The organism is Mycobacterium sp. TH-M106 (assembly GCF_057473765.1).
Genome location: NZ_JBYCLE010000429.1, coordinates 1 through 6815, shown reverse-complemented (window position 1 = coordinate 6815; position 6815 = coordinate 1). Strand labels below are relative to the sequence as shown.

Below are 6815 nucleotides of genomic sequence, written 5' to 3'. Positions count from 1 at the left end.
TCCACGGCTGGGTCTTCATGGCGGCCTTGCGCACCATCGGCCCGGCCTCCATCGAGGTGTGGATCTCGTCGCCGGTGCGGTCCAAAAAGCCGGTGTTGATGAACACCACCCGGTCGGCGGCGGCCTTAATGCACGCTTTCAGGTTGACGGTGGTGCGCCGCTCCTCGTCCATGATGCCGACCTTGATGGTGGCCTGCGGCAGCCCTAGCACGTCTTCGACCTGGCTGAACAGTTCGCAGGTGAACGCGACTTCGTCCGGGCCGTGCATCTTGGGTTTGACGACGTAGATCGATCCGGTGCGGCCGTTGAGCAGCGGCCCGTTCTCGCCGCCGGACTTCAGCCCGTGGATTCCGATCAGGCCGGTGAACAACGCATCCTGGATGCCTTCGTAGACCTCTCGGAGCTCACCGTCGTCGGCGGTGTACACGATGGCGTCGTTGGTCATCAGATGACCGACGTTGCGGCAGAACATCAGGCTGCGGCCGGGCAGCGTCAGCGTGCCGCCGTCGGCGGCGGTGAACTCGCGGTCAGGGCGCAGCACCCGGGTGAAGGACTCGCCGCCTTTGTCGACCTGCTCGGTGAGGTCACCCCGATTCAGACCCAGCCAATTGCGGTAGCCTGCCACCTTGTCGTCGGCGTCGACCGCAGCGACCGAGTCCTCGAAATCCTGAATGGTGGTGACCGCCGATTCCAGCACCACGTCCTTGATCCCCGCGGTGTCGGTCGCGCCGATCGGTGACTCGCGGTCGATCAGGATCTCGATGTGCAGGCCGTGGTGGACCAGCAGCACCGACGACGGCGACTCGGCTGCCCCGGTGTAGCCGACGAACTGGCCGGGCGTCGCCAGGGTGGTCTCCAGCCCGTCGGCCAGGGTGATCACCAGCCGGCCGTCGTTGACCGCGAAGCTCTTGGCCTCGGTCCACGCACCGTTTCCCAGCGGCACCGAGTCGTCGAGAAACTTACGGGCGTAGGCGATCACCTTGGCGCCGCGCACGGGGTTGTACTCGGTGCCCTTCTCGGCGCCGTCGGTCTCCTCGATGACGTCGGTGCCGTACAGCGCGTCGTACAGCGACCCCCACCGGGCGTTCGCGGCGTTGAGCGCGAACCGGGCGTTGAGCACCGGGACCACCAGTTGCGGGCCGGCCTGCATGGTGATCTCGTCGTCGACGTTGGACGTGGTGACCGTGAAATCGCCGGGCTCGGGCGCCAGGTAGCCGATTTCGGCGAGGAACGCCCGGTAGGCCTCCGGGTCGATCGGCTCGATCACCCGGTGGCGATGCCACTTGTCGATCTGGGCCTGCAGTTCGTCGCGGCGCGCCAACAATTCCTGGTTTCGCGGCGTCAAGTCGGTGACGACCTTGTCCACACCCGCCCAGAAGCTGTCGGCGTCGACGCCGGTTCCGGGCAGCGCTTCGTTGGTCACGAAGTCGTACAGCACCCGGGCCACCCGCAGGTTGCCCACTGACACCCGGTCGGTCATGCATGCCCTCTCTTCTCGCCCCGTTGCGGCCCCTGTTAACCCCGTCGAGCCTCGTCGGCAATGAACCACCCTACCGTCCGGTACTGCGGTTATCCGCATCCGGCGACCCGCTGGATCCCGCCGGCTCAACCTGAGCACACAACATCGAAGGACTGTTACATCTCGTCTCGTACGTAACACTCGCTTGACAGAGGACATTTTTTTGCTCTTATACGCACTTGTGAACCACATCACAACAGGCTGTTCGATCCGTCAACGGCCGACACTGCTACCAAGCCCAACGCATCGACCACGCCGACGCTTCGGGGCGGGTACCTCAACCCAGGTTGACAGAACAGCGAGCCCTGGAGGCGAGATCAGAGCCCTGCTCCGCTGGTTCCGCAGGTTTCGACGTCAGGCTGAACCAAATTGTTAAAGGAGTTAAGGAGGAGAAATATGTTGTCCAGCGTTTCTTCGATTGTTGATGCTGGCTACGGGGTCGCACGACCACGCCGCCGGTGGGACATAACACCGCGACAGCAATCGGCCTGGGTGGCGGGAGTAGTTATTGCGGTGGGGTTAACCTTGTCGGCTGCCCCTCCCACGCATGCCGATCCTGATGCTCTCAACGCCGCAGCGGCTGCCGTATCCGGTGAATCAGGTGACGGTGCGATTGCTAGTCAGTTCTTAGACTGGCTGAACCTCACAGATGACAACGTCACTGCGTTCCTGAATGATTTTGCACCTGAAATATCACTCATAGAGCATATTGGAGAGGGAATTTGTGCGGCTCTCTGCCACGATTTTAGCTAGAAGTCGTCTCACTGTAAGTGAAGTCGGAAAAGGAGAACTTGGATGTACGAGTATCAGGATGAATTGGTTTCATGCCAATCGGAAACGACGAGCCTGCGGGCGCGTAATGCGCGTCCATGGGGGATGGTTGTCGGTTTGATCGTTGGAAGCGGCGTGGCTGCAGTGTCCATGCAGGTAGCCCACGCCGATGATGTAAGCGGGCTCTTGGGTTTAGCTCTGAGCGAGTTGAACCAAGCCAACACCGATTTGGGCAATGCGATCGACACTGCGAAGAACGCGCCTGTGTTGTCGGCATCATTTTTTGAATATACGGATGGGAGCCTCGACGCGCAACACAACTTCCAGGGTGGCCTGGCTAACTTTTTAGATTCGCTTCCGACAAACATACCGAAGTCAGACGAAACGAACTCCTCTTTAGTTAATAGCCTTCAGTTGCTGACCGGTGACTTGGGAGAGGGTTGGATGGTCTCCAATGACCACAGCTTGGAGGAGAATGTGGTCGGTGCCGGCCAAGCCGTCAGCCTAACCATCGATAATGCGTCAGGCTGGACAAACGACGGTGCTCTAATGCTCGAAGAAGTCGCCGTGCAAAATGCCTTCAACTCGCTTGGCCTGGGTTGATGCTAGCCTTAACTCCCGTAGGCGGGTAATGCGTGTTAAGATCCGCAAGCGCGCATGAAGATGAGGTATCGTGTGCTCAACGCTTAAAGGCGGGCCGACGACGGGGGGTCCCGCTAACCTATACCCACTGGAGTTAGCCAGTGGTCGGGATGAAAGGTTGATCGCTATGAATATTTTGGAGTTCTCACATGTTTGATGATCATCGAATCGCTTGGCGTGTCCGGCGATGGGGCATCGGTGCGGGCTTGGTCGGCGGCGCAGTCGCTACTGTGATGATCGGGCTGGGCACCGCCCATGCCGATCCTGATGCCCTCAACGTCGCAGCGACTGCCGCATCGGATGAATCAGCGGACGGTGCGATTGCCAGTCAGTTTGGAGACTGGCTGAACCTCGCAGGGGACAACTTCAGAGCATTTGTGGATGATTTTTTTCTCAACTCCTTCGCGGGTGCGCCCACCGACGGCACCACCACCCCTGCTGAGTTGCTGGCCACCGCCAGCACGAATTTGACCGAGGGCGACAACGTTTTGAGCAGTCTCCCCAGTAGTGACCACGAGATCGTTAGTGGTCTCGTGGGAATGCAAGACCGCGTAGGGGCCATCGATGTGCTGCAGTTAGCAGAGAAGGCTATCTCGTCTCACGACGGATCCTTGTCGGGCCTGGTCAATCAGCTAGTTTTCGACCCGATCGGACAGAACTGGGTGCATGCCAGCGAGGCTGTACTCAATGCCGACCATGCGTTGGCGACCGCGATCACGAGTGATTCAGGAGTGGATGCAGCTCAAAACACGCTGATATGGACCGATCTCCAACTAGGCTTCGCCAACCTCAGCGCGGCCCCCGTTGTGGACGCTGCGGCTTTCTTCTAACCTCGATTCCCGGTGTGGTAATTTTCGGCAGTTCCGGTCGACGACGTCAGGCCCGGTGGGTGCCGTCGTGCACCGTGCCGACCAGGTCTTCCACCAGATCCGCCAGGGTGACCATTCCGACCACGCGGCCGTCGGCGGCTTTGTCTGCTACCGCCAGCGCCAGGTGGCTATTGCTGCGGCGCAGCTGCGACAGCGCTTCGGGCAGCGGCAGCGACGCCGGAAGCCGGGGCAGGGGGCGCACGGCCGACCGGTCGACCAGGGTGTCCGGGGCGCCCGAGGCGTCTAGCAGGCCCAGCGACAACACGTCCTTGATGTGCAGATAGCCGACGAACCGGCCGGCACGGTCTCCCACGTCGACCACCGGGAACCGCGAGTAGCCGGTCTGGGCCAGGGCCCGCTCGACCGCCGCGACACTCGGCCCACAACCGGCGGCCGCCACCGGCACCGAACGGATGTCGCGTACCGGGACCGCGACGTCGGCGACGACCCGGGTGCGGATCTGCAACGCGCGGGTGAGCCGGGTGTACTCCTCGGAGTCCAGCAGACCCGCCGAGACCGATTCGGCGATCATGTCGCTCAACTCGACGGTGGAGACCGTAACCGCCAGTTCGTCCTCGGGCTGCACCCGCAGCGCGCGCAGTGTCACGTTGGCGCACCAGTTGTAGAACACGATGAAGGGACGAGCGGCCGTTACGTAGAGCAGATACGGCGGGATCAGCAGCATCGCTGCTTTTTCCGGGCCGGCGAGGGTGATGTTTTTCGGCACCATCTCGCCGAACAGCAGGTGCAGCACCACCACGATCGAGAGTGCGACGACGAACGACACGGTGTCCACCAGCGTGTCCGGGATGCCGATCAGCGCCAACGGACGGTCCAGCAGGTCAGCGACCGCAGGCTCGCCGATGCGGCCGAGCAGGATCGAGCAGACCGTAACGCCCAACTGAAACCCGGCCAGCATGAGCGGTAGCCGCTCACCGGAGCGGATCACCGCGAGCGCACTCTGCCTGCCCTGTTCGGCGAGGGCTTCCAGCCGGTCCCGGCGTGCGGAGATCAGCGAGAACTCGGCACCGACGAAGAACGCGTTGCCGGCGATCAGCAGCACGGTCAACAAGACGTCTAGCACGTCATCCATCGACGGTCCGCAGTTCGGTCAGCTCCACCACGTCAATGCGGCGGCCGTCCATGCGGATCACGGTGGCCCGCCATCGAACAGGATTGTTCGCGGGCTCATCCGGGTCGAACACCGCCAGTTCGACCGATTCGCCGTCGTGCGGAATGTGACCGAGCTGTTGCAGCACCAGGCCGCCGATGGTTTCGTATCCCCCCGGGGGGGCCCGGTACCCGGTGGCCGCAGCCACCTCGTCGATGCGCAACAGGCCGGAGACCCGCCACCCGTCGCCCGCGGTCACCACGTCGGGGGTGGCATCGTCGTGTTCGTCGCGGACGTCGCCGACGATTTCCTCGATCAAATCCTCCAGGGTCACCATGCCGGCGGTGCCGCCGTACTCGTCGACGACCAGCACGGCCTGCATGCCGCCGGCGTCACCGTTGCAGATCTGTGCCATCACCGCGTCACCGTCGAGGGTGGACGGCACCACCGCCACCGGCTGCGCCACCGCGGTGACCCGCGTGTGCGCCCGTTCGGCGGCGGGCACGTCGAACACCTGCTTGACGTGCACGATGCCGACCGTCTCGTCGAGGTCGCCGGCGACCACCGGGAAGCTGGAGAACCCGGTATCGGCGGCGGTCGCGACCACATCGGCGATGGTGTCGTCGGACTGCAGCGCGACGATCTTGGATCGCGGTGTCATCAGTTCGCCGGCGGTCAGGGCACCGAACCGCAGTGATCGGTCCACCAGTGCCGCGGTGGCTTCGTCGAGCGTGCCGCTGCGTGCCGAACTGCGAACCAGCGACGCCAGCTCCCTCGGTGAGCGGGCCGACCGCAATCGGTCCGCGGGCTCGATGCCCAGCCGGCGCAGCATGCGGTTCGCGGCCCCGTTAGTCAGTCGGATGGCCGGGGCGAACGCCCGCGAGAACAGCAGCTGCGGGCCGACCACCGCCCGCGCGACCGGCAGCGGCCGCGCCACCGCCAGGTTCTTCGGCACCAGCTCGCCGAAGACCATCGACAGCGACGTCGCGAGCACCAGCGCGAAAAACAGCGCCACCGGCCCGGCTATCCCTGCGGGCAGACCGAGCGCCGTGACGCCGGGGCGCAGCCACCGGGCCAGCACCGGTTCGGCGAGGTAGCCGGTCGCCAGCGTGGTGACGGAGATACCCAGCTGCGCGCCGGACAGTTGAAACGACAGCGTACGGTGCGCGCGTTGGATGTAGATGTCGCGGCGGGCGCCGCGGCGGGCGTTGGCATCGACGGTGCTGCGTTCGAGGGTGGTCAGCGAGAACTCGGCCGCGACGAACACCGCTGTGCCGACCGTCAGGACCGCGAAGGCCAGCAGGCTGAGCAGGCTGGCGGTCAGGGTAGCCAACGTCGTCACCAGCCGAACGGCAGTGGATGGCCCTCGGCGAACCCGGCCGCCGACTGCACCCCCAGCACGGCTCGTTCGTGCAATTCGGCCAGCGTGGACGCGCCGACGTAGGTGCAGGTGCTGCGCACCCCCGAGGTGATGTGGTCGAGCAGGTCTTCGACCCCGCCGCGGTCCGGGTCCAGCCCCATCCGGGACGTTGAAATGCCTTCTTCGAACAATGTTTTGCGGGCCCGTTCGAACGCGCTGTCCGCTGTGGTACGGGCGACCACAGCCCGCTTGGAGGCCATCCCGTAGCTTTCTTTGTAGGGCTGCTCCGCATGGTCGAGCATCAGGTCGCCGGGCGACTCGTAGGTGCCGGCGAACCAGGAGCCGATCATCACGTTGGACGCACCGGCCGCCAGTGCCAGCGCTACATCTCGGGGATGACGGACCCCACCGTCGGCCCACACGTGCGCACCAAGCCGGCGCGCGGTGTCCGCGCAGTCGGCCACGGCGGAGAACTGCGGACGGCCCACACCGGTCATCATCCGGGTGGTGCACATGGCGCCGGGGCCGACGCCGACCTTCACG

General features: G+C 64.2%; 7 protein-coding genes. 3 read left to right on the top strand and 4 right to left on the bottom strand.

Features of this window, described 5'->3' with window-relative positions; all coding sequences use genetic code 11:
- The coding region (locus AC2VOP_RS15210; RefSeq protein WP_486961754.1) for a malate synthase G at window positions 1–1480 on the bottom strand (1480 nt) is incomplete at its 3' end.
- A gap of 531 nt (window positions 1481–2011) precedes the next feature.
- Here AC2VOP_RS15210 and AC2VOP_RS15205 point away from each other — a divergent pair.
- The 3 genes from AC2VOP_RS15205 (at window position 2012) to AC2VOP_RS15195 (ending at window position 3762) form a co-directional block, all read left to right on the top strand.
- Window positions 2012–2272, top strand: a complete 261-nt coding sequence (locus tag AC2VOP_RS15205) for a hypothetical protein (RefSeq protein ID WP_486961753.1) — start codon at window positions 2012–2014, stop codon at window positions 2270–2272.
- Window positions 2273–2314: 42 nt separating this feature from the next.
- Complete coding sequence (locus tag AC2VOP_RS15200; protein ID WP_486961752.1) at window positions 2315–2893, top strand: hypothetical protein; 579 nt, start codon at window positions 2315–2317, stop codon at window positions 2891–2893.
- Window positions 2894–3081: 188 nt separating this feature from the next.
- Entirely contained in the window at window positions 3082–3762 is a 681-nt protein-coding gene (locus AC2VOP_RS15195) for a hypothetical protein (protein ID WP_486961751.1), read from the top strand.
- Between the two features lie 46 nt (window positions 3763–3808).
- Here AC2VOP_RS15195 and AC2VOP_RS15190 read toward each other — a convergent pair whose 3' ends face one another.
- The 3 genes from AC2VOP_RS15190 to AC2VOP_RS15180 form a co-directional block, all read right to left on the bottom strand.
- Window positions 3809–4894 carry a hemolysin family protein gene (locus AC2VOP_RS15190; RefSeq protein WP_486961750.1) on the bottom strand — a complete coding sequence of 362 codons (1086 nt, stop codon included), beginning with the start codon at window positions 4892–4894 and terminating at the stop codon, window positions 3809–3811.
- On the bottom strand, window positions 4887–6245 hold the full coding sequence (locus AC2VOP_RS15185) for a hemolysin family protein (protein ID WP_486961755.1): 1359 nt from the start codon (window positions 6243–6245) through the stop codon (window positions 4887–4889). Before AC2VOP_RS15185 ends, AC2VOP_RS15190 begins: the two co-directional genes overlap by 8 nt.
- A gap of 5 nt (window positions 6246–6250) precedes the next feature.
- Window positions 6251–6815, bottom strand: a 565-nt coding sequence (locus tag AC2VOP_RS15180) for an IMP dehydrogenase (RefSeq protein WP_486961749.1), incomplete at its 5' end; no start/stop codon positions are given.

What these genes read in the sequence shown, in the direction of transcription:
- AC2VOP_RS15200 (WP_486961752.1), top strand. Translation starts at nt 2,315, where the DNA reads ATGTACGAGTATCAGGATGAATTGGTTTCATGCCAATCGGAAACGACG.
- AC2VOP_RS15195 (WP_486961751.1), top strand. Translation starts at nt 3,082, where the DNA reads ATGTTTGATGATCATCGAATCGCTTGGCGTGTCCGGCGATGGGGCATC.
- AC2VOP_RS15190 (WP_486961750.1), bottom strand. Translation starts at nt 4,894, where the DNA reads ATGGATGACGTGCTAGACGTCTTGTTGACCGTGCTGCTGATCGCCGGC.